The sequence below is a fragment of the Mycobacterium lentiflavum genome, assembly GCF_022374895.2.
Taxonomy (GTDB): domain Bacteria; phylum Actinomycetota; class Actinomycetes; order Mycobacteriales; family Mycobacteriaceae; genus Mycobacterium; species Mycobacterium lentiflavum.
On sequence record NZ_CP092423.2, the window covers coordinates 5,183,978 to 5,204,413 of the forward strand.

At 64.4% G+C, this 20,436-nt stretch carries 19 protein-coding genes, 4 tRNA genes and 2 pseudogenes; 13 read left to right on the top strand and 12 right to left on the bottom strand.

Annotation, left to right across the window (positions count from 1 at the left end; translation table 11 throughout):
• The first annotated feature begins 34 nt into the window (after positions 1-34).
• Entirely contained in the window at positions 35-271 is a 237-nt protein-coding gene (locus MJO58_RS24095) for a hypothetical protein (protein WP_239721236.1), read from the top strand.
• Between the two features lie 107 nt (positions 272-378).
• Positions 379-786, top strand: coding sequence for a hypothetical protein (locus MJO58_RS24100; RefSeq protein ID WP_239721237.1), 408 nt, complete (start codon positions 379-381; stop codon positions 784-786).
• A gap of 184 nt (positions 787-970) precedes the next feature.
• Here MJO58_RS24100 and MJO58_RS24105 read toward each other — a convergent pair whose 3' ends face one another.
• Positions 971-1,351: an NUDIX hydrolase gene (locus tag MJO58_RS24105; RefSeq protein ID WP_239721239.1), complete on the bottom strand. Its 381-nt coding sequence runs from the start codon at positions 1,349-1,351 to the stop codon at positions 971-973.
• 367 nt (positions 1,352-1,718) lie between these two features.
• Between MJO58_RS24105 and MJO58_RS24110 the strand changes: the two are divergent.
• The 3 genes and pseudogenes from MJO58_RS24110 to MJO58_RS24120 form a co-directional block, all read left to right on the top strand.
• Positions 1,719-3,029 (top strand): annotated as a pseudogene (locus MJO58_RS24110) (cell division protein FtsK); the annotation flags it as partial.
• 42 nt (positions 3,030-3,071) lie between these two features.
• Positions 3,072-3,305 (top strand): helix-turn-helix transcriptional regulator, encoded by a 234-nt coding sequence (locus MJO58_RS24115; RefSeq protein WP_239723433.1) that lies wholly within the window; start codon positions 3,072-3,074, stop codon positions 3,303-3,305.
• A pseudogene (locus MJO58_RS24120) lies at positions 3,306-4,464 on the top strand (site-specific integrase).
• A gap of 32 nt (positions 4,465-4,496) precedes the next feature.
• On the opposite strand, the gene MJO58_RS24125 reads toward MJO58_RS24120, so the two are convergent.
• The 3 genes from MJO58_RS24125 to MJO58_RS24135 form a co-directional block, all read right to left on the bottom strand.
• Positions 4,497-4,573 (bottom strand) — tRNA-Phe (locus tag MJO58_RS24125).
• Between the two features lie 36 nt (positions 4,574-4,609).
• Positions 4,610-4,683: transfer RNA gene (locus tag MJO58_RS24130), tRNA-Asp, on the bottom strand.
• Between the two features lie 47 nt (positions 4,684-4,730).
• Positions 4,731-4,803 (bottom strand) — tRNA-Glu (locus MJO58_RS24135).
• A gap of 111 nt (positions 4,804-4,914) precedes the next feature.
• Here MJO58_RS24135 and MJO58_RS24140 point away from each other — a divergent pair.
• Together MJO58_RS24140 and MJO58_RS24145 are read left to right on the top strand one after the other, a co-directional pair.
• Positions 4,915-4,990, top strand: a tRNA-Lys gene (locus MJO58_RS24140).
• Between the two features lie 105 nt (positions 4,991-5,095).
• A complete protein-coding gene (locus tag MJO58_RS24145) occupies positions 5,096-5,902 on the top strand; it encodes a TIGR04255 family protein (protein WP_090606793.1) in 807 nt (268 codons plus the stop codon).
• 7 nt (positions 5,903-5,909) lie between these two features.
• On the opposite strand, the gene MJO58_RS24150 is transcribed toward MJO58_RS24145, so the two are convergent.
• The gene (locus MJO58_RS24150; RefSeq protein ID WP_239721240.1) at positions 5,910-6,806 is read right to left on the bottom strand and encodes an SAM-dependent methyltransferase; all 897 of its coding nucleotides are present in this window, start codon (positions 6,804-6,806) and stop codon (positions 5,910-5,912) included.
• A gap of 122 nt (positions 6,807-6,928) precedes the next feature.
• On the opposite strand from MJO58_RS24150, the gene MJO58_RS24155 reads away from it, so the two are divergent.
• Positions 6,929-7,426 carry a nucleoside deaminase gene (locus MJO58_RS24155; protein ID WP_239721241.1) on the top strand — a complete coding sequence of 166 codons (498 nt, stop codon included), beginning with the start codon at positions 6,929-6,931 and terminating at the stop codon, positions 7,424-7,426.
• A 4-nt stretch (positions 7,427-7,430) separates the two neighbouring features.
• Here MJO58_RS24155 and MJO58_RS24160 read toward each other — a convergent pair whose 3' ends face one another.
• Positions 7,431-8,423, bottom strand: a complete 993-nt coding sequence (locus MJO58_RS24160) for an oxygenase MpaB family protein (protein ID WP_239723434.1) — start codon at positions 8,421-8,423, stop codon at positions 7,431-7,433.
• Between the two features lie 133 nt (positions 8,424-8,556).
• Between MJO58_RS24160 and MJO58_RS24165 the strand changes: the two genes are divergently transcribed.
• From MJO58_RS24165 to phoU, 5 genes are all read left to right on the top strand, one after another.
• Positions 8,557-9,168, top strand: coding sequence for a TetR/AcrR family transcriptional regulator (locus tag MJO58_RS24165; RefSeq protein WP_239721242.1), 612 nt, complete (start codon positions 8,557-8,559; stop codon positions 9,166-9,168).
• Between the two features lie 136 nt (positions 9,169-9,304).
• Positions 9,305-10,333 carry an acyl-ACP desaturase gene (locus MJO58_RS24170; protein ID WP_090606806.1) on the top strand — a complete coding sequence of 343 codons (1,029 nt, stop codon included), beginning with the start codon at positions 9,305-9,307 and terminating at the stop codon, positions 10,331-10,333.
• A gap of 7 nt (positions 10,334-10,340) precedes the next feature.
• Complete coding sequence (dusB, locus tag MJO58_RS24175; protein ID WP_259608730.1) at positions 10,341-11,474, top strand: tRNA dihydrouridine synthase DusB; 1,134 nt, start codon at positions 10,341-10,343, stop codon at positions 11,472-11,474.
• Positions 11,475-11,692: 218 nt separating this feature from the next.
• Positions 11,693-13,831, top strand: a complete 2,139-nt coding sequence (locus MJO58_RS24180) for an LCP family protein (RefSeq protein WP_239721243.1) — start codon at positions 11,693-11,695, stop codon at positions 13,829-13,831.
• Between the two features lie 57 nt (positions 13,832-13,888).
• Complete coding sequence (phoU, locus tag MJO58_RS24185) at positions 13,889-14,557, top strand: phosphate signaling complex protein PhoU (protein ID WP_090606813.1); 669 nt, start codon at positions 13,889-13,891, stop codon at positions 14,555-14,557.
• A 7-nt stretch (positions 14,558-14,564) separates the two neighbouring features.
• On the opposite strand, the gene pstB is transcribed toward phoU, so the two are convergent.
• The 6 genes from pstB to MJO58_RS24215 all read right to left on the bottom strand — a co-directional run bounded on the left by pstB (position 14,565) and on the right by MJO58_RS24215 (position 20,309).
• Entirely contained in the window at positions 14,565-15,341 is a 777-nt protein-coding gene (pstB, locus tag MJO58_RS24190) for a phosphate ABC transporter ATP-binding protein PstB (RefSeq protein WP_090606815.1), read from the bottom strand.
• A gap of 12 nt (positions 15,342-15,353) precedes the next feature.
• The gene (gene pstA, locus MJO58_RS24195; protein WP_239721244.1) at positions 15,354-16,268 is read right to left on the bottom strand and encodes a phosphate ABC transporter permease PstA; all 915 of its coding nucleotides are present in this window, start codon (positions 16,266-16,268) and stop codon (positions 15,354-15,356) included.
• Complete coding sequence (gene pstC, locus MJO58_RS24200) at positions 16,265-17,296, bottom strand: phosphate ABC transporter permease subunit PstC (protein ID WP_090606821.1); 1,032 nt, start codon at positions 17,294-17,296, stop codon at positions 16,265-16,267. The genes pstA and pstC overlap by 4 nt, the downstream gene beginning before the upstream one ends.
• Before the next feature lie 48 nt (positions 17,297-17,344).
• Positions 17,345-18,469 carry a phosphate ABC transporter substrate-binding protein PstS gene (gene pstS / locus MJO58_RS24205; RefSeq protein ID WP_420845380.1) on the bottom strand — a complete coding sequence of 375 codons (1,125 nt, stop codon included), beginning with the start codon at positions 18,467-18,469 and terminating at the stop codon, positions 17,345-17,347.
• 140 nt (positions 18,470-18,609) lie between these two features.
• Entirely contained in the window at positions 18,610-19,539 is a 930-nt protein-coding gene (mshD, locus tag MJO58_RS24210) for a mycothiol synthase (protein ID WP_239721245.1), read from the bottom strand.
• Positions 19,536-20,309: a winged helix-turn-helix transcriptional regulator gene (locus tag MJO58_RS24215; protein WP_090609608.1), complete on the bottom strand. Its 774-nt coding sequence runs from the start codon at positions 20,307-20,309 to the stop codon at positions 19,536-19,538. Before MJO58_RS24215 ends, mshD begins: the two co-directional genes overlap by 4 nt.
• Positions 20,310-20,436: the final 127 nt, after the last annotated feature.

Here is a 20,436-nt window from a genome sequence, read left to right on the forward strand (position 1 = left end):
ATGCTCCTACGCAACTCCGACCGACGATCGCGGCATGAACGGGCCTGTGCACAGGAAACATGCCAACAATAATCCTGTCTCTGCGCCTGCCGCGTATCTGATTGGACCCGACCCCACCGGTCAATCCGACGTGCGAATAGAGCACATATGCGATCTATCCGATGAGAATCACGGGCGTTACACGGCCGCCGAGCGGATGTTGCATGACATCGTTGTGGCCAACGTTTTCACCTATGTCCAAGGCTCGCTGAAGGTGTTCGAGACGGTGTGAAAAGGCGCTAATGCGGCGTTGGCGTCCAAAGAGATTCGCCCAACACCGACCCACGGGGTGCAACGCTCTGGAACACGCAGCTCCGTGCCGCCGCCCTGTCACTGTGCATGAGTTTGGTATACCACCAGGAGCAGACGTATCAGGACGTCTGTGATCGCCATGGGACGGACAGTCAAGCTCATCAGACGGCCAGGGCGGTCTTCGGCCAGCTATATGACGGCTATCGCGGGTATCGGTACCTTTATGGGCTTCGCAACGTGATGGTTCATGACAAGATGGACGCGATTGCGCTGAGCGCCGAGATTACTCGTGGCGACAGTGGCCAAACGGTAGCTATGTACGACTTGCTAATCGACAGGTCGGCGACGGCTGAATCACCGAAGCTGAACCGCAATCTCCGGGATGAATTCGCGGCGCTCGATGAGAACCCAGCCTGCTGGAAGTACTGCATGAAGTCGCTCAGCCGTTCGTCGACGCCAACCGGAAGCTCCGCGACATCACTCACCCGGATTTAACGCAAACCTGCCAAACCGTCGTCGAATTCGATGATCTCTTCGACGAGCGGCCGGGAACCCGAGCGCTTGTCCATGAGCAGAGCCCTCAGGTGATCGCCAGTTTCCGCTTCAGCTACACAGGCGTTCCGCCAGAAGTCATTCATTTCGCCCGCACTTACTAGCCCGGGAGTTCCGTTGACGGCGTCTAATCCGACACGAGGTTCATGCCATCGTGCGCCCGTGAATGCACATCGTCTTGCAACGCATCCAGAACACGCACGGCGAAGGCAGGATTCATCGCTGACTGGACCTCTTCCCTTGTCATCCAACGAACTTCGCGCGCTTCCGCGGTCGGGTGAGCGTCCCCATCGGCCGGACGGCAGCGATAGACCAGAGCGACTATCCCATGAGTGAGGTTCTTGTAAACGCCGGTCAGACGTTCCACCGTGACCTCTAGACCAGTTTCTTCGAGCACTTCGCGCCGGACGCCGCCCTCAAAGGGTTCCTGCAGTTCGAGCACTCCACCGGGGGCTTCCCAGTGGCCGTTGTCGTCTCGGCGGATCACAAGAACAAGAGCAGTTCTCACGAAAGGTCCACAATGTCAGTTCCGAAGTGGCTAAAGGTGTCCCACCAGCAAGTTTTCCCACACCGAGCGTTCGTGGTGTCCGACGTCACGGCCGTGATCGATTACGAGCGGTCAACGAAGGACAACAAGGTTCAAGCGACTGATCGAGACTCCGAACCCTCACCGTCAAGTTCGCAACACCCAGCAGCCTGTGTGCCCGCGAACAGTGCCGGAACGCCCTTCACGCCAGTCATTTTCGAAGAGCTGTGCGTATTGCCGTACGTCGACAGTTCGAGCGAATCCGGCCGCATTGCATGGTCGTTTCGGGCATCGGGCATGACTGCCGACACCGGCAAGGGGGCTCCTCAGCCGGAGACCGGGTGTCAGCATGAGTCCGTACGACCCCGTAGTACCTAGCGATCCCTATTCGATTCCTGACCCCGACGGCGGCTTCGACTTCTTTGACCTCACGCACTTGCTGGCGGTCGGCGCCATGTGGCGCACCGCGGTGATCGGCGTGGTCAAAGTTTCGCTCGTCGTTTGGAGACTGCGTTCGCCCTCCACATTTGGGCGTTATGTTGCAACCCCAGCGCGGCGGGCCCGATGGCTGCTATGGGCGTTGATTTCCTGGCCGCGGGTTGCTAAGGCCTGCGGGTTGTCCACTTCGGAGCGGGTCACCCGCACGGACTCACAGGGCAAGAGCAAGACGAGCACAGTCTGGACTCATCCTCGCGTCCTCGGGGTGAGCATCTCCGGCGACTGCCTGCGAATGACCGTCCGCACACGGACCGGTCAGACGGTGGATGACCTAGAGAATTCGGTGCCCGCAATCCGTGACGCCCTCGGGGCACATTCCGCCCGCTCGACGGTCGTTGCCCCCGGCATGGTCCGGATGGAATTCGTTATGAAGCAACATCTTTCCATCGTCGAGACTGCTAGACAGCCAACCAGTTGCGCGGCGAAGGCCGTTGAGATCGGTCGGCGCGAGAACGGGTCGGCCTGGATTCTCCGCGTCGCTGGCTTGCACACCCTGACCGTCGGGTGCTCAGGAGCGGGCAACGGTTCCATTTTTTGGGGCATCGCAGGCGGATTGGCTCCGGCCGTGAAGTCAGGAACTGTGCGGCTTTTCGCGGTAGATCTCAAGTACGGGATCGAAGTGTCAGTCGGCTCCGCGCTATTCACCAAAGTCGCGACGACCGAGGCCGATGCCGCGAGGCTACTGACCAAGTTGGAGGAGCTGCTCGATAGCCGCGGACGCAAGATGGCCGGCCGAGCCCGTTCGCACACGCCAAGCACCGCCGAGCCCCTCATGGTGCTGCTCATTGACGAATTGGCCGGCCTGACCGCCTACATGACAGACGCCGGTCTTAAAAGGCAAGTCGCGACCTCGCTTTCACGCATCCTGACAAAGGGCAGAGCCGTCGGAATCGTGGTCGCGGCGTTCATGCAGGACCCACGCAAGGAGATCCTGCCCATGCGCGGACTGTTCACCCAAACCGTTGCACTCCGGCTGCGTTCACGCGACGAGGTCGCGATGGTTCTGGTTGATGGCCTCGCCGATGCCGCGCCCGCGCACCGCATTCACCCAAATGAACCTGGGACCGGATACGTCATCGACGAAGACGGATCAACGGTGCGGGTCCGCGCCAACTACTGGCCTGACTCGCTAATCCGTTCAGTTGCAAACGAATACGGGCTAGCTCAAAGCTACCAGGTCCGGCAGAGAGCCGAGGACATCGGCATGGCAACTCTCGGCATCAGCACCGCGGCCACCGTTAGCGCAACCTTCCCGGAGCTGCTGACAGCAGAGCAGGTTGCCGAACTGCTCGGCGTCTCGGCCGCGACCGTGAGCCGATGGGGCGCGCTGCGCGAACACGGCGCAGATGTGGGGCCGCCGTGCTACACGCTGTCTGATCGCGTAAGACGTTGGGACGCAGCGGAAGTCCGCGTGTGGCTCAAGCAGGTCCGCCGCTAGATGGCCGGCTCAGCACCGCGCGGTATCCGTAAGCGGGCCAATGCAGCCGGCCAGACGCGCTACCAAGTGCGGTACCTGGTGCGTGATCCAAACTCCCCGGTCAGGATGGGTCGAGACGTCATCGACGTTTGCCACCATGCGGGAAGCGCGCGCGTTCAAGGCCGATCGCGACGGCGAGGCGGCGATCGGGGCCCGACGATTCGACCCCAGACTTGGCCGCGCCAGCCTCTCCGCTATCTGGACGCAATACAGCGCATCGAAGCAGCCGGCCGTTTCCCCTAAGACGTGGAGCGGCTACGCGCAGCATTGGGAGCTGCGTATCAGCCCGCGCTTCGGCCATGTCCCGGTTGACGAGATCAGCCGGAAGGACGTGCAGCAGTTCATCGGCGGCCTCACCGTGGGCCCGTGGGCCAAACTCGCCACGCTCCGGCTGCTGCGCTCGATTCTCGACATGGCTCGCGAGGACGGCCGAATCCACACCAACCCGGCTCAAGGCGTATCGGCCGGGCGGATACCGGCCCGAGAACGGCACCGCTACCTCACGACCACCGAAGTCGCCGCGCTGGCATCGGCGTGCGGCGACCAGGGCGACATCGTCACGATCCTGGCCTTCACCGGGCTGCGTTGGTCCGAACTCGTGTGGCTGCGCGTCGGCGACATCGACTTGAAGGCACGACGGCTCTACGTCCGACAGGCTGCCCCGGAAGTTGAGGGACGGATCATCGTCGGACCGCCGAAGACTCGGGCTGCCGTCCGAACCATCCCGCTCCCGCAAATCGTCATTGACGCGCTCAAGCCACGAATCGAGAACCGCTCGGCCGGGCAACAAGCGATCACCTCGCCAAGCGGCGGCTTCCTCAGATTAAACAACTGGCGCCGGCACACCCACTGGAACGAAGCCCTGAAGAAAACCAAATTGGCGCCTCTGACCATCCACGACCTACGCCATACCTACGCGAGCCTCGCACGGGCCTCTGGCGCCGACCTTCGCTATGTACAGAAAACAATGGGGCACTCCACGCCGACCGTCACCGCAGACATCTACCGCGACCTCTACTCAGACGAACTCGACTACGTCGCAACGAACCTCGACCGGCTCCACGACGGCGCCAATAGCAAGGCGAACGGACAGAGACCGGACAAGACCAACCATCCATAGAGTGCTGTCACCGCGTCCGTGCAGCTCAAGAATGGTGGCCAGGGCCGGGATCGAACCGGCGACCTTCCGCTTTTCAGGCGGACGCTCGTACCAACTGAGCTACCTGGCCCGGAAGGCACCGATAACGTGCCTCGCCTTTGATGGGCGACCCTGACGGGACTCGAACCCGCGACCTCCGCCGTGACAGGGCGGCGCGCTAACCAACTGCGCCACAGGGCCTTGCTTTCCTGTTGTACTGCTCGCTGCGACGTTACCGCCGTTGCGCGTACCCCCAACGGGATTCGAACCCGTGCTACCGCCGTGAAAGGGCGGCGTCCTAGGCCACTAGACGATGGGGGCCAAAGTCCAACTACCGTTGGGAGCCGCACCAGCTTAGGTCACCGCAGGGCCAATCCTCAAACGAGCGCCGTTCGAGGCGCGTTTGGAGCCCAAGTATCCTGAACGTTCGCCGCCCCTATAGCTCAGTTGGTAGAGCTACGGACTTTTAATCCGCAGGTCCTAGGTTCGAGTCCTAGTGGGGGCACCAAAACGGCAGCCCACCCGGCTGGCTCCGGCCCGCGTGGCGGCGGGCGGGTTGTGGGGCAGATAACAGCGGGTCGAAGTCCTCGTTTGGCCGCCACCCGACTTGGTTATGCTTCGCGAGGTGAGTGTCGATCCGGCCTGGCAAAACGCGCCCGCAGCCCTGGTAACGATGGAAATCCGTCACCCCGCAACGGATTCCCTCACCGAATCGTCGAGCCGGGAGCTCAAAAGCCTCCTCGCCGACGACCTGCCCATCGAACGCCAAGCTCAGGACGTGGCCTGGGCAATGAGCCCGGGGGGAGGCCCGGCGCCCACGGCTGAGCAGTTCGCCCGCTATGTCAACCGGGACGGCACCCTGGCCGCCTCGATCAAGAGCCAGGCAATCGTCGTCGAGACCACCGCCTACGCCACGTTCGAAGCGCTGTCGGATGTCGCGATGCGCGTCATCGAGGCTCGCTCCCAGGTGTCATCGATCGTCGGGGTGGAACGCATCGGTCTGCGCTACCTCTTGGAAATTCGCGTCCCACTGGGCGCCGACGGGCGCATCGACTGGGCCGAATGGATCGCCGAGCCGCTGCTCGGCCCGCAACGCATCGCCCCCGGCGGGCTGACCCTGACCGAATGGCAGGGCGCCGCCGTCTACCGCGAGCAGCAACCGGGCAAATCGATGATCGTGCGCTACGGGCCCGGCATAGGCCAGGCGCTGGACCCCAACTACTACCTGCGCCGGACCCTGCCGGCGCAGCCCGGACCGTTTTTCCAACTGGACATCGACAGCTTTTGGACCCCGGCCGCCTCGATCCCCGAATACAACCGGGATGCGGTCCGTGCGACGTTCCACAATCTCTACGAGCCGGCCCGTGCGGTGTTTCAGGAAATGCTCACCAGCCGCCTCAGGGATGACCTGCAGGCTTGACGACCTATCAGGAGCGCAGCGCCCTGCTGTAGGTCACATCCGCGAAAGCCTGGGCAACCTCGTCTTCGGGATAGTGAAATCCGTTGGCCGCGTGCAGTTCCTTGACCGTCTGCGACGACACCTCCCAGCCGCGATGCCTAAGGTGGTCGACGAGGTGGCTGCGGTGGCCGTGGTAGACGAGATCGTTGAAGTCGACTTCGAAGCCGAGTTCACTCATCCGGTCGTGGTGCGCACGCCACCGCGGGTCCGCGAAAATCGCTGTGTCGGGGACGAATTCGAAAGCCAACTGGCTACCCGCGGCGCTGAGCTCGGTGACGTTGTCGAACAACGCATCTTGAGCCTCGTCGGGCAGGTACACCAGCAGGCCCTCGGCGCTCCACGCCGAGGGAGCCTTCGGGTCGAATCCCGCCGCCCGTAGTGCGCCGGCCCAGTCGTCGCGCAGATCGATCGCGACGGTGCGCCGCTCGGCGGTCGGCTGCGCGCCGAGATCGCCCAGGGTCAGGGTCTTGAACTCGATCACGTCGGGCATGTCGACCTCGTAGACGACAGTGCCCGCCGGCCACGGCAAACGGTAGGCGCGTGCATCCAGCCCCGAGGCGAGAATCACCGCCTGCGCGACGCCACTGCGTGCGGCGTGCAGGAAGTACTGGTCGTAGAACCTGGTGCGACAGGCCATCCCCTCGGCCGTGCGGCGGGGGTCGAAGTCGGCGTTCCCGCCGACCGGAATCTCCCCGTTGACCAACCGGACGTACACGTCGATCCCGACGGCCCGCACCAAAGCCGCGGCGTACGGGTCGTCGATCAACTTCTCGTCGTGGGAAAGCGCCCGGTGGGCGGCGACCATGGTTGCCGTCGCCCCGACGCTCGTCGCGAGGTCCCAGCGATCACTTTGGCTGCGCGCCATGGTGCTCCCTCAAATACGTATCCGAACAAACATAGACAAGCTAGTTATTACCACGGACGTCGGCGTCTGAACCGGTGGGGACTACTCTCCGACTTATCTGCCGCCCGCCAGCCGGAGGACCCGTGACCGATTTTGCCCAACGGACCATCGAGCTGGCCCGTCAAAACGTCGTCGAGGGCGGCCGCCCGTTCGCGACCGTGATCGTCCAAGACGGCGAGGTCCTGGCCGAAAGCGCCAACAAGGTCGCCCAGACGAACGATCCGACCGCCCACGCCGAGATCCTCGCGATCCGCGAGGCATGCATGAAGCTGGGCACCGAGCACCTGGTGGACGCCATCATCTACGTGATGGCCCACCCGTGCCCGATGTGCCTGGGCTCGCTGTACTACTGCTCCCCCAAAGAAGTCGTCTTCTTGATCACCCGCGAGTCCTACGAGCAGTACTACCTCGACGACCGCAAATACTTTGAGGTCTCGACGTTTTACGACGAATTCGCGAAGAACTGGGACCGACGCCGGCTGCCCATGCGATACCAGCCCCAGGACGCCGCGGTCCAGGTCTACCGGTTGTGGAACGAACGCAACGGCGGCGAACGCAAGTCGACGGTCGTCCCGTCCTGAAACCCTAGGAAACCTTGGGGCAGTAGTGCATTGGGTTGTCCCGCTCGTCGACGGGTGGCAAGTTGCGCGCCGGGGTGTGCACCAGCGGCGCGTCGGCCGGGATCCGTCCGGACGCCCGATCCAACCCCGCCCTGGCCCGCGGGTGCTTTCTGAATCGTGCTGGCACACAGGCGAACACGAGGCGAACGAAGTCGCCCAGGCGGCGGTGCAGCCATTCGTCGCGGCGCGACCACTGGTAGCCCATCAGTTGGCGCACCGGCGGGTCGTAGAGACCGACGGTGAACCAGACGAAGAACGGCGCCAGCAGCTTGCGTTGCGCCGCCCACAACCAATCCGGAACCTTGCGCGCAAATGGCGGCTTGGGCAGGTCGGTCAGATCCAGCACCGCACGTGCCGCCTCGTTGTTCTCTAGCACGTTGCGGCACATGTGATCCCAGTAAACCTGGAAGTCCTCCCAGGACGCCGGCACCGGCCGCATGCTCATGCCGTACATCCGATACCAGTCGATGTGTTCGTCGAACAGCTGGCGCTTCTGCTCCTCGGTCAGCCCACCGCAAAACCGTTCTGCCACATGGATAGTCCCGACGAAGAAGGTGGCGTGCGCCCAATAGAACACGTCGGGGTTCAGCGCGTGATACCGGCGGCCCTGTTCGTCGACACCCTTGATGTTGACGTGATAGTCGCGCACCTCGGCACCGGTGACCGGGGCGCGGTCCCCGTCGAAGACGACTCCGCCGATCGGATACAACGACCGCAACAGCCGAGGCCAGCGTTCCCGGAAGAAGGTCGAGTGGTCGCTGACTGCCGCGCCCAGCTGAGGGTGCATGTTCTGCATGGATCCCGCCCACGGGCCCTGCAACATGCCACGCCAATCTCCGAAGTATCGCCACGTCAGGGAATCGGGACCAAGTGGTGGCGCGTTATAACCAGATTGTGACACCGGACACCCGCTCGCGACCGCGTCGGAGGCGTGCACAGAAATTGCCGACTCGTCCAGAGTGGTCGCGTCACTACCAGCTTCGACGCTCGTCAGGGGGCAGGCTGCGGACGTATGTTTGGTCACTGTTGGGTTTCCTGTAGCTAACCGAATTCTGACTACGTGCGTTGTCAATTAAGAGCTTAGGAGCGATGTGCAGTCCGGTCAACGACGGGGCCGATGGTCCGGCGTCCCCCTGGAAAGTCGCCACGCTCTGCGACGCGACAACCTCATCGCCGCCGGCGTGCAATTACTGGGCAGCGAGCGCGGTCCCGCGCTGACCGTCCGGGCCGTGTGCCGCAAGGCCGCGCTGACCGAACGGTACTTCTACGAGAGCTTTTCCGACCGCGACGAATTCGTGCGCGCGGTCTACGACGACGTCTGTGCGCGAGCCATGACGACCCTCACTTCCGCGGACACCCCGCGGGAAGCGGTCGAGCAGTTCGTCGAGCTGATGGTCGACGACCCGGTACGCGGACGCGTACTGCTCTTGGCGCCTACCGTCGAGCCGATCCTGACCCTGTCGGGCGCCGAGTGGATGCCCAGCTTTATCGACCTGCTGCAGAAGAAGCTGTCCAACATCGGCGACCCGGTGCTGCAGAAAATGATCGCCACCGGCCTGGTCGGCGGCCTGACCAGCCTGTTCACCGCCTACCTGAATAGACAGCTCGGCGCCACCCGAAAACAATTCATCGATTATTGCGTCAACATGCTCTTCAACAGCGCGGCCCCGTATGTTTCGCCCCTTGACGGGGTATCCGAGTAAACGGCGTTCGTCCGCCAGAGCTACCTGCATAAGTACGTCAAGTTGTGACCCGGCGCGCGTGGGCCGGAACTTGAATGCTACTCACCGACACAGATATATTGACTGCAACCATTAGACACAGATAATTGGGGGTGGCATGCCAGCGTCAGCCGAACTGACCGACCTGCAGCTTTTGCATGAGCTTGAGCCTGTTGTCGAGAAGTACCTCAACCGGCACCTGAGCATGCACAAGTCCTGGAACCCGCACGACTACATCCCATGGTCCGACGGGAAGAACTTCTACGCGCTCGGCGGGCAGGACTGGCACCCCGAGCAAAGTCAGCTCTCTGACCTCGCCCAGGTGGCGATGGTGCAAAACCTGATGACGGAGGACAACCTGCCGTCATATCACCGCGAGATCGCGATGAACTTCGGCCTGGACGGCCCCTGGGGTACCTGGGTCAACCGCTGGACCGCCGAAGAAAACCGGCACGGGATCGCGCTGCGCGACTACCTGGTGGTGACCCGCGCAGTCGACCCCGTCGAATTAGAGAAGCTGCGCATCGAGGTGGTTAACCGGGGTTTCAGCCCGGGCCAGAACCACCAGGTTCGCGACGACCTGTTCGCCGAGAGCCTGTTCGACTCGGTCATCTATGTCACGTTCCAGGAGTTGGCCACCCGTATTTCGCACCGCAATACCGGTAGGGCCTGCAACGAGCCGATCGCCGACCAGCTGCTGGGCAAGATCTCGGCCGACGAGAACCTGCACATGATCTTCTACCGGGACGTCAGCGAGGCCGGCTTCGAGGTCGACCCCAACCAGGCGACGAGGTCGCTGCACAAGATCCTGCGCAACTTCCAGATGCCCGGCTTCCAGGTGCCCGAGTTCCGCCGCAAGGCCGTCTACATCGCGGTCGGCGGCGTCTACGATCCGCGCATCCACCTCGACGAAGTCGTGATGCCGGTGCTGAAGAAATGGCGTTTCTTCGAGCGTGAGGACATCACCGGTGAGGCCGCCGCATTGCGCGACGATCTTGGCCTGCTGATCAAGGAACTCGAGGAGGCCTGCGACAAGTTCGAGGTGTCCAAGCAGCGCCAGCTCGAGCGGGAAGCTCGCACGGGCAAGAAGGTCACCGCGTTCGAGCTGCACCAGACCGCCGGCAAGCTGGCGATGAGCAGGCGGTAGCCAAGCAGTGCGCATCGGCTCCATCGAGCTTGCCAGCCCGGTGGTCTTGGCACCGATGGCAGGCGTGACCAACGTCGCTTTCCGGACGCTGTGCCGTGAGCTCGAGCTGGCCCGGGTCGGCACCGTCAGCGGGCTCTACGTCTGCGAGATGGTGACCGCGCGTGCCCTCGTCGAGCGGCACCCGGTCACGATGCACATGACAACGTTCGCCGCCGACGAATCGCCGCGCTCGTTGCAGCTCTACACCGTTGACCCGGCCACCACCTACGCGGCGGCCAAGATGATCGCCGACGAGGGCCTCGCCGACCACATCGACATGAACTTCGGCTGCCCGGTGCCCAAGGTCACCAAGCGCGGCGGGGGTGCGGCGCTGCCGTTCAAGCGGCGCCTGTTCGGCCAGATCGTCGCCGCGGCGGTGCGCGCCACCGAAGGCACCGACATCCCGGTGACGGTGAAGTTCCGCATCGGCATCGACGACGAGCACCACACCCACCTCGACGCCGGCCGCATCGCCGAAGCCGAGGGCGCGGCTGCGGTCGCGCTGCATGCCCGAACCGCGGCGCAGCGCTACTCCGGCACCGCCGACTGGGAGCAGATCGCCCTACTTAAGCAGCAGGTGAAGACGATTCCCGTGCTGGGCAACGGCGACATCTACGACGCCAGCGACGCGCTGACCATGATGGCCAGCACCGGATGCGACGGCGTCGTGATCGGTCGCGGCTGCCTGGGCCGGCCCTGGCTGTTCGCCGAACTGTCGGCCGCTTTCACCGGCACCGCGTCGCCCACTCCGCCGACGCTCGGCGAGGTCGCCGACATCGTGCGTCGGCACGGCGAGTTGCTCGCCGCGCACTTCGGTGAGGACAAAGGCATGCGCGACATCCGCAAACACGTCGCCTGGTACCTGCACGGTTTCCCGGCCGGATCCGATCTGCGGCGGGCGCTGGCCCTGGTCAAGACGCTCGACGAGCTCGACGCGCTGCTGGACCGGCTGGACCGCACCGTCGAGTTCCCCCAGGCGGCGACCGGTCCGCGAGGCCGCCAGGGTTCACCAGCCCGGGTCAGCCTGCCCGACGGTTGGCTGAACGACCCCGATGACTGCACGGTTCCGGCGGGGGCCGACGTCATGCACTCCGGCGGCTGAGCCGAACCCCGCTCGAAATCGCGTCTGCGGCGATAAGTCAGTACGATGTGGACCTTGCTTGATTGCGTTTGGGTAGCGGTCGGTTTAACCCGCTGCACAGGGGCTATGGATTACGGCGCGACCCACGGGTAGCGAAGTTGCGGCGCTGTTAGCGCGGCGGTGAATTGGCGCACGGACACCACTGACGGCGGCATCAGAGCTTCGGAGGCGGGTAGGACATGGGTGACGGCGAGTTCGACGCCACTCTTGACCATCGCCGTGGCCCCCGCGACCGTCAACCGGCCTCCCCTGGTTCGGCCGCCGCATTCAGCGCCGCACCGTGGGAGCGATTCTCCGAACCAGTCGCCGATGACAGCGTCCACCGATGGCAGATCGAGCCGCCGGCCCGGCCATCCGCCGAGGAGCCGGCCGAACCTGTCGAGCGGTCGGCCCGCAGCGCGGAGCGAGGCGGAAGCCATGCCTCCGGTGCGCTCAGCGTCGCCGACCTGATCGCCAAGGTCGGCGCCGGCAACCCCGGCACCCGGCACCGCCGCGCGGCCCCCGACGACGGACCCGCCGAACCCGAGCCGGAGCTGTTCGCCGACCTGCAGGACACCCAGGTCATCGATACCCCGGCCTACTCCCTCGACGTGGTCTCGGAGGTTCCCGATCTCAAGCTCACGAACTATCCGCACGGCGACGAGCCCGAGCTGGAACTCGGGATCGACGAATCCGGCGATTCACGCCCGGTCAAGCCGAAGCGGACCCGTCGACCTCCCGCGAACTCGACGCCGAAACGCAAGTCCCGCCGCCGGCCGATTCTGCTGGCCCTTCGATCGATGGCCGCCCTGTGTGCCGGCGTGGCGCTGGCCGTGACCGGCGGTGCCTACCAGTGGAGCGCGTCAAAAAACCACCGCCTCAACGTCATCAACGCGCTCGACCCGAACTCCGGCGACATCGTCGACCCGGGTGGGCAGTACGGCGACGAAGACTTCCTGATCGTCGGCATGGACTCGCGCTCCGGGGAGAACGCCGATATGGGTGCGGGTGACACCGAAGACGCCGGCGGCGCCCGGTCGGACACCGTGATACTGGTCAACATTCCGGCCAACCGCAAACGCGTGGTGGCGGTCTCGTTCCCCCGCGACCTGGCGATCACGCCGATGCAGTGCGAAGCGTGGAACCCCGAAACCGGTAAGTACGGCCCCCTTTACGACGAGAAGACGAAGACCTGGGGTCCCAAGATGGTCTACACCGAGACCAAACTGAACTCGGCGTTCTCCTTCGGCGGCCCGAAATGTCTGGTGAAGGAAATTCAGAAGCTGTCCGGTTTGAGCATCAACCGGTTCATCGCCGTCGACTTCGCCGGGTTCGCCAAGATGGTCGAAGCACTCGGCGGTGTGGAGGTGTGCAGCAAGACCCCACTGCACGACTACGAACTCGGTACCGTCCTCGAGCATTCGGGCCGCCAGATCATCGACGGCCCAACGGCGCTGAATTACGTGCGGGCCCGCCAGGTCACCACGGAATTCAACGGCGACTACGGACGCATCAAACGCCAGCAATTGTTCTTGTCGTCGCTGCTGCGTTCGCTGATCTCCGAATCCACGCTGACCGACCTCAACAAGCTCAACAACGTGGTCAATATGTTCATCAGCAACAGCCGCGTGGACAACGTCCAGACCAAAGACCTTGTTCAGCTGGGCCAGTCGCTGCAGGGCATGACGGCCGGACACTTCACCTTCGTCACGGTGCCCACCGGGGTGACAGACCAGAACGGTGACGAACCGCCGCGCACCGCCGACATGAAGGCGCTGTTCAGCGCGATCATCAACGACGATCCACTGCCTGAGGAGAATGACCAGAACGCGCAGAATCTGTCGCCGACGCCGACCTCGGGACCGACGACCGCACCCACGACGAAGAAGTCATCCCCGCCGAGCGCCGCGCCCGAGGGGCGAAGCGAGCAGGTGACGGCGACCTCGCCCGACGAGGTCACCGTCCGGGTCTCCAATGCGACACCGCAGAGCGGGCTCGCCGCTACCGCCACCAACCAACTCAAGCGCAACGGGTTCAACGTCATGTCACCCGATGACTATCCGAGTTCGGTGAATGCCACGACGGTGTTCTTCTCGCCCGGCAACGAACAGGCGGCGGCGACGGTGGCATCGGCATTCGTCAACTCGAAGGTGGCCCGGGTTTCCGGCTACGGGCAGGTCGTTCAGGTGGTGCTCGGCCCGGACTTCAAGTCGGTGAGCACTCCGGCGCCCAGCGGCTCGTCGCTGTCCGTCCAGATCGAACACAGTCCGGGCAGCACGCCAACCAAATTGCCGGACGACCTGACAGTGACGAACGCCGCCGATACCACCTGTGAATAACCATATTTCGCGTCAGTAGATCGCCGATTCGGACGCCGAGTCAGTAGGCTTGGCGACATGCGGACCGCCTACCATGAGCAACTCTCGGATTTGTCCGAGCGCCTTGGCGAGATGTGCGGGCTGGCGGGGGTAGCTATGGAGCAGGCAACCCAGGCACTCCTGCAGGCCGACCTCGTCCTCGCCGAACAGGTGATCTCTGGCCACGAAGAAATAGCCCAGTTGAGCGCTCGCGCCGAGGAGAGCGCCTTCGTCCTGCTGGCGCTGCAGGCACCGGTAGCCGGCGATCTCCGGTCCATCGTCAGTGCGATCCAGATGGTGGCCGACATCGACCGGATGGGCGCGCTCGCGCTGCACGTCGCCAAGATCGCTCGCCGACGCCATCCTCAGCACGCTTTGCCCGAAGAGGTCAACGGCTATTTCGCTGAAATGGGCAGAGTCGCAGTCGAATTGGGTAACAGCGCGCAAGAAGTGGTGTTGTCGCGCGACCCGGAGAAAGCCGCCCGGATCCGGGAAGAAGACGACGCGATGGACGATCTGCACCGGCACTTGTTCTCGGTGCTGATGGACCGCGAATGGAAGCATGGTGTGGCGGCCGCCGTCGACGTGACGCTACTGGGCCGCTTCTACGAACGCTTCGCCGACCACGCGGTCGAGGTGGCCCGGCGAGTGATCTTCCAAGCGACGGGCAAGTTGCCCGAAGACGAGACGGCGCAGACGACGTCGTAGTAACCCGTTAGCCGAAGCGACCGGAGATGTAGTCCTCGGTGGCCTTTTGCTTGGGGTTGGAGAAGATCTTCTCGGTGTCGTCGATCTCGATGAGCCGGCCGGCCTTCCCCGCGGCTTCCAGGTTGAAAAACGCCGTCTGATCGCTGACACGGGCGGCCTGCTGCATGTTGTGCGTCACGATGACGATCGTGTAGTCCTGCTTCAACTCGCTGATCAGTTCCTCGATCGCCATCGTCGAGATCGGGTCCAGCGCGGAGCATGGCTCGTCCATCAGCAACACATCGGGCTGTACCGCGATCGCGCGCGCGATGCACAACCGCTGCTGCTGTCCGCCGGAGAGACCGCCACCGGGCTTGTGCAGCCGATCCTTGACCTCGTCCCAGAGGTTGGCGCCGCGCAGCGAGTGTTCGGTGACTTCATCGAGCAACCTGCGATTGCGCACGCCCTGCAGCTTCAAGCCCGCCACCACATTGTCGCGAATAGACATGGCGGGAAACGGGTTTGGCCGCTGGAACACCATGCCGATCGCCCGTCGCACAGCAACCGGGTCGATGCCCGGGGCGTAGATGTTTTCATCGTCAAGCATCACTGCGCCCTCGACCCGGGCACCCGGGATGACCTCGTGCATCCGGTTCAGCGTGCGCAAGACGGTTGTCTTGCCGCAGCCGGATGAGCCGATGAAGGCCGTCACACTCCGCGGGAGAATCGACAGCGTCACGTCGGCGACGGCCTGAAACGATCCGTAGTAGATGTTGACGTCTTTGAGGTCCAACCGCTTGGCCACCGGTACTCCTGCCTAGGACTTCTTGGGAGCAAACATCTTCGAAACCAATCTGGCTCCGACGTTGATCACGGCGATCATCACGATCAGGGTAAGCCCCGCTCCCCAGAGTCGCTCGGTGGGAACCGGGTTCACGCCTGCGCCCGCTGCTGTCTCGTTGAACATCATGCCAGGCAACGTCCCCATGAACCCCTGGAAGAGGTCGAAGTTCATCGCCGGCGAATAGCCGACCAGAACCAGCAGTGGCGCCGTCTCGCCCATCACCCTGGCCAGCGCCAACATGATCCCGGTGATGATGCCCGACAACCCTGTCGGAATCACCACCCTGACAATGGTTTTCCATTTCGGCACGCCCAACGCATAGCTGGCCTCGCGGAGATCGGTCGGGACGATCCGCAACATCTCCTCCGTCGAGCGCTCAATCACCGGCAGCATCAGCAGGACCAGCGCTAACGACACCGCGAACCCCGAGCGGCCAAGGCCCAGCGTGACCACACACGACGCGTAGATGAACAATGCGGCAATAATCGATGGCACACCGGACAGGATGTCCACCATGAATGTCGCCAGCCTGCCGAGCCGGGTACCACCCCCGTACTCGACCAGATAGATCGCGAGCATGACTCCGATCGGGACGGAGATCGCGGCGGACATCAATCCCTGCAGCAGGGTGCCGACGATCGCATGGTAGGCGCCGCCCCCGGGCACAAACGGCGTCGTGCCCACCTGCGATCGCGTCCACCACGACGCGGCCGCGATCGCGTTGCACCCCTTGACGATCACCGCGCCCAGCACCCACAGCAGTGGCGCCAGCGCAATCAGCATCGACAGCGAAACCAACACCGTCGCAACGATGTTCGAGGCCCGGCGGCGCCGGCCGAGTCCGGACAGCGTGCGAGCCTTGAGCGGCCGGTCGTAGATCGAGGTCATCGCGCGCCCCTCCGGATGCCGGCGAGGGCGCCGCGCGCCAGCGCATCGACGACAAAGGTCAGCACAAAAAGCACCAGCCCCGCGGCGATATACGCGCCGGCCTTATACCGGTCGTTGAACTCCCACGCGGCGGCCGCGATCTTTGTCGCGAAGGTCGAGCCGCCGTCGAATAGCGACCAGCCGAACGCCTTTTGAGTGCCTCGCAAAATGATCAGCAGCGCGACCGTCTCACCCAAGGCGCGGCCCAGCCCCAGCATCGCGCCGCAGATGTACCCCGACCTGCCGAACGGCAACACCGTTGTGGTGACGACCTCCCAGCGGGTGGCACCGAGTGCCAGTGCGGCCTCGACCTGCTCGTGCGGCGTCTGCACGAAGACTTCCCGGGTGACCGCGGTGATCAGCGGCAGGATCATCACGGCCAGCACGATCCCGCCGGTGAAGATGGTGCCGCCGCCGGCGGGAGACGCAGTGCCATCGGCGAACAGGAACAACCAGCCCAGCGACTGGTTCAGCCAAGTCGCGACCGGCCGTAGCTGCGGAGCCAGGACATACAGACCCCACGCGCCGTAAATGATCGAGGGCACCGCGGCCAGCAGATCGACCGTGTAGGCCAGCGGCCCGGCGAGCCGCCGCGGTGCGTACTGGGTGAGGAAGATGGCGACGCCCAGCGCCACCGGCATCGCCAGGATCAACGCGAACACCGAGATGAACACCGTCACTTGCAGCAGGTCGAGGATGCCGAAGTGCATCGCCGAGGTGTTCGTGGTGATCCAGTTGCCCCGGTAGGTGAAGAAGTCTTCTTGGTTGCGCTTAAATGCCGGTACGGCGCGCACCAGCAGAAACCCGCCGATCGCGATGACGACGGCGGCGACCAGAACCGCCGAGATCTCCGCGACCTTGCGAAAGATCCGGTCCCCGAAGCGGGATTGAACACCCGTCCAGGAGCGGATGGGTACCACTGGCGCCTCGGGAAAGGACGCGGCAGCAACGGCACCCGAACCCGCCTGGGATGGATCTGGCGTCGTCATTGTGAATCCGTCATTGCTGGTTTTCGTATCGGCCCTTGGACCCGCGGGCTACTGCATCGCATTGATCGCAGTGATCAATCGCTCCTTGACCTTATCGGTCAACGGGATGTAGCCCGCCGAGGAAAGGTTGGCCTGACCAGTGTTCACCGCGACGCTCAGGAACGACTTGATCGCCTTGGCGGTCTCGGTGTCGTAACCCTTCGAGCAGACGATCTCGTAGGTGGCCAGCATCAACGGATATGCGCCTGGCTGCTGGGCCGCGTACATCGAATTCAGGTTCAGCACCAGGTCGTTGCCACCCGACACGAAGGTGGCGGTTTCGATCGCGGTGCTGGCCGTCTGGGCGGTCAGCGGGACTACACCGGTGGCCGTGGCGAGTTGCGCGTAGGGAAGGCCGGCCTGGTCAGCGAAGCCCTTTTCGACGTATCCGATGGCGCCGCGGGTAGTCCGCACCGCCTGGATGACACCGGACGACTTCAGCGCTCCTTCGCCGACACCGCCCTGGAATTCGGTACCGATTCCCTGCGACCAGCTCTCGGGCGCCGCGGCGGTCAGAAACTTCTGCAGGTTGTCGGTGGTACCCGACGAGTCCATCCGGTAGATCGGCGCGATCCTGGTGTCGGGCAGGGCGACACCGGGATTCAGCGCCATTAGGACGGGGTCATTCCAGACAGCAATCCGGCCGGTCAGAATCCTGGCCAGCGCGTCGCTGTTGACGACCAACGTCTTGACCTCGGGCAGGTTGTAGACCAGCGCCACCGGCCCGAACACCAATGGCAGGTCCCACGCGGGGTTTCCGTTGCAGCGCTTGGTGGCGGGCAGGATCTGGTCGGTGCTCAGCGGCGAGTCCGATCCCGCGAAGTCGACGTGGCCGGCGATGAATTGCTCACGGCCCGCTCCCGATCCCGTCGGGTTGTACGACACGGACTTTCGTGGGCAGTACTGACCCCAGACATGGCTGAACACCGCCATCGCGTTCTGTTGAGCGGTCGACCCTTCGGCCGTCAGTTCGCCTTTGCCGCCGCAGGTCGGCGTGCCGACTGGTCCCGAGGACGCTACCGAGGCCGGGTCGTGACGATTGTCATCGCCGCCGCAGGCCGTCAGGACCGCACTGGTCATCGTGATCGTCAGGACCGCTGCAGCCAGCGCCTTGCCCACGTTGTCCAGGCTCACCGATCTCGCTTTCTGACGCAGTTTCGACGCATGGGCCCGCCGCTCGAAACTATGCGCTGACGCCCCGTTCACAAGAGTGCCTAAGTGGTGAACGTGCGGTGAATTGTCAGCTGGCACGCCACTTCTGCCTGCGCTTTCTTTCAGCCCGTGGTGGACGCCGGCGCATAGGCGGTGTCAACGCTGTAGGTGGTGAATCCTTGTCGCTGATAGGTCCGAACCGCGGCGACATTGTCCGACTCGACATAGAGCAGCACGGTGACGTCGCCCGAGTCCAGCGGGCCGAGGAGGCGCCGCGCCAGCGACTCGATGCCCACGGCCGTCAACATCTGCCCCAGCCCGCGGCCTTGCGCGGACGGGTCGACACCGAGGACGTAGACCTCACCGAGACGCGGTTGGTCGAGGTGCACCTTGGTCCAGTGGAAGCCCACTAGCGCCTCGCTGTCGTCGAACGCCAAGAACAAGCCGGCTGGGTCAAACCACGGCTCGCTGCGCCGTTCGGCCAGGTCGGCCGCGGTCCACCCGCCCTGCTCGGGATGGTCAGCGAACGCGGCGTTGTTCACCCGCAGCAGCTCGGCGTCGTCGTCGGCACCCGCGTAGGTGCGCACCCGCACGCCGGGCAATGGGCTCACCGGGCCGGGGATCTGGTGCAGCGACAGTCTCATCTGGACGAGTTCGCGCACCGCGACCAACCCCAGCGCGGCCGCGGTCGCGGCTGCCGGCGCCAGCGTACCGTGCGCCCAAAAGCGATTATTCCCATGGGTTTTGGCGATTGCCGCACGTCCCATCGCCGTGCCGATACCGCGCCGGCGGGCTTGCGGGCGGACCACGAGTTCGGCCATCCCGTCGCCGCCGTCACGCGGCGGACTGAGATTGAGGTAGCCCTGGATCGTGTTGTCGGCCATGACCAGCAGGTGATCCGTGCGGTCGTGCCCGAGTTCGCGAAGAACCTGCTCGCCGACGGGCGCCACACCATCGAATTCGGTTGCCGCAGCGACCAGTTCACGCACCTCCTGCTGCTCTTCAGCGGTTAGTGCGGAGCGCCAGTCAGGCCCCCGGTCCGACCACGTCACTGACTGCGCAGCGGGTCGGCCAGTGGGTCTTGCAGATTCTCGGAGTCGGCCTCGTCGCTTTCGGGCTCATCATCGGGTGCGGGAATCGGCGCTCGTCCGCGCGCCGGACGAACCGCCTTGTAGCCCACATTGCGGACCGTGCCGATCAGCGCCTCGTACTCGGGTCCGAGCTTGGCCCGCAGCCGGCGCACGTGCACATCGACCGTGCGGGTGCCACCGAAGAAGTCGTATCCCCACACCTCGTGCAGCAGCTGGGCGCGGGTGAACACCCGTCCCGCATGCTGGGCCAGGTACTTCAGCAGCTCGAACTCTTTGTAGGTGAGGTCCAGCGGGCGGCCCCGCAGTCGCGCGGTGTAGGTGCCCTCGTCGATCACCAGCTCGCCGAGGCTGACCTTGCCGGCGCTTTCCTGGTCGGCTAGCCCACCACGGCGACCCACCACCAGCCGTATCCGCGCGTCGACCTCGGCGGGCCCGGTGCCGGGCAGCAGGATTTCGTCCAGCCCCCAGTCGGCGCTGACCGCGACCAGGCCGCCCTCGGCCACCACCGCCACGACCGGGACGGACCGGCCTGCGGTGCTCAACAGACGGCAAAGCCCGCGCGCGGCCGATAGATCGGTGCGCGCGTCGACGAGCACCGCGTCCGCGGTCCCCGCCTCCAGTAGCGAGGAGGGCTCGGGTGGCGCCGTCCGCACGGTGTGGGGAAGCAACGACAACGACGGCAGGACCGGGTCCGGGTGCAGCTCAGAGGTGAGTAGTAGTAGCTCCAACAAGCCCCTCCAGCTCGTGGGAAAGGCATCTCCCAGATTCATAAAGCACGTGTCGTTAGTGGCCAGGCCATCTAACGATAACGTGCTACCTGGCCTTTGTGCGTGTCCTTGCCAACGACTGTGAGCCCCG

Excerpts from the sequence above, each read along its gene's own strand:
- pstC (WP_090606821.1), bottom strand. The coding sequence starts at position 17,296 with ATGACGACGCCAGATCCATCCCAGGCGGGTTCGGGTGCCGTTGCTGCC.
- MJO58_RS24145 (WP_090606793.1), top strand. The coding sequence starts at position 5,096 with ATGCTTCGCGAGGTGAGTGTCGATCCGGCCTGGCAAAACGCGCCCGCA.
- MJO58_RS24100 (WP_239721237.1), top strand. The coding sequence starts at position 379 with ATGAGTTTGGTATACCACCAGGAGCAGACGTATCAGGACGTCTGTGAT.
- MJO58_RS24180 (WP_239721243.1), top strand. The coding sequence starts at position 11,693 with ATGGGTGACGGCGAGTTCGACGCCACTCTTGACCATCGCCGTGGCCCC.
- phoU (WP_090606813.1), top strand. The coding sequence starts at position 13,889 with ATGCGGACCGCCTACCATGAGCAACTCTCGGATTTGTCCGAGCGCCTT.
- MJO58_RS24115 (WP_239723433.1), top strand. The coding sequence starts at position 3,072 with ATGGCAACTCTCGGCATCAGCACCGCGGCCACCGTTAGCGCAACCTTC.
- MJO58_RS24095 (WP_239721236.1), top strand. The coding sequence starts at position 35 with ATGAACGGGCCTGTGCACAGGAAACATGCCAACAATAATCCTGTCTCT.
- MJO58_RS24150 (WP_239721240.1), bottom strand. The coding sequence starts at position 6,806 with ATGGCGCGCAGCCAAAGTGATCGCTGGGACCTCGCGACGAGCGTCGGG.
- MJO58_RS24170 (WP_090606806.1), top strand. The coding sequence starts at position 9,305 with ATGCCAGCGTCAGCCGAACTGACCGACCTGCAGCTTTTGCATGAGCTT.
- pstA (WP_239721244.1), bottom strand. The coding sequence starts at position 16,268 with ATGACCTCGATCTACGACCGGCCGCTCAAGGCTCGCACGCTGTCCGGA.